The 919-nt window shown below is 79.0% G+C and carries 1 pseudogene; it reads right to left on the bottom strand.

The features are described from left to right. A pseudogene (locus tag IH45_RS0142635) lies at positions 1-919 on the bottom strand (hypothetical protein); the annotation flags it as partial.

The raw sequence follows: 919 nt of genomic DNA, 5'->3' as shown, positions 1-919 counted from the left end.
CGGCGGCGCCGCGGAGCGCTCCGCCGACGGAGCCGCCGGCTCGTCGGCGGCCTGCTGCGGCACGGCGGCGCCGGACGCCGGCTGGCTGAACCAGTTCGACTCGATGGTGTCGAAGATCGGCGTACGGCCGTCACCCGGACCGGCCGGCGAGCCGCCGCCGAGCAGGTCACCCGAGCCGTCGGCCGGGCGCTCCCGCTCCTGGGGCGGCATCGCGAACTCGCCGGTGCCCTGCGGCGACCCGTTCTGCAGGTCGGCGGGCAGGGCGAACTCGCCGGTGGTCCCGGCACCCTGCTGCCGCGGCGCACCGCCGAAGGCGCTGCCGCCCTCGAAGGCGCTGCCCGCGTTCGTGTCGTACCCGTTGTTCTCGTACGCGCGGTCGCCGAACCCGGCCTCCGGGCGGGCGAACTGCCCGGTGTCGCCGGGGCCCTGCGGGGACTCGCTCCGCAGGTCGGCGGGGAGCGCGTACTCACCCGTGGTCTGCTCGCCGCGCTGCGGTACGTCGGTGCCGAAGGCGTCAGGCCGCGTGAACTCACCGGTGCTCTGCTCGCCGCGCTGCGGCGCACCGGCACCGAAGGCGTCCGGACGTGCGAACTCGCCGGTGTCACCCGGGCCGCGGCCCGCCTGCGTGCCGCCGGCAGCCGGCGGCGGGGCGTCGAAGTCGGGACGCGCGAACTCGGCCGTGTCGCCGGGGCCGCCGGCCGCCGGGCGGGCGAAGCCGCCGGTCTCCGGCTCCTCGTGGCCGCGCGGCCGGTCCTGCTCCTGGCGGGGCGCCATCGGCCAGTCGTCCGCGGCACCGCGCTCACGGCGGGCGCCCCAGCTCGTCGTACCGGGCTGCGCGGTGCCACCGGCGGTGTCGGCACCGCCGGTCAGCTCCGCCGCCGCGCCGCGCTGCGGCAGCTGCGGGCGCTCGTCGTGGCGG

It is taken from the genome of Streptomyces rimosus subsp. rimosus (assembly GCF_000720725.1).
GTDB classification, from domain to species: Bacteria; Actinomycetota; Actinomycetes; order Streptomycetales; family Streptomycetaceae; genus Streptomyces; species Streptomyces rimosus_A.
This window is presented reverse-complemented; position numbering and strand designations above follow the sequence as displayed.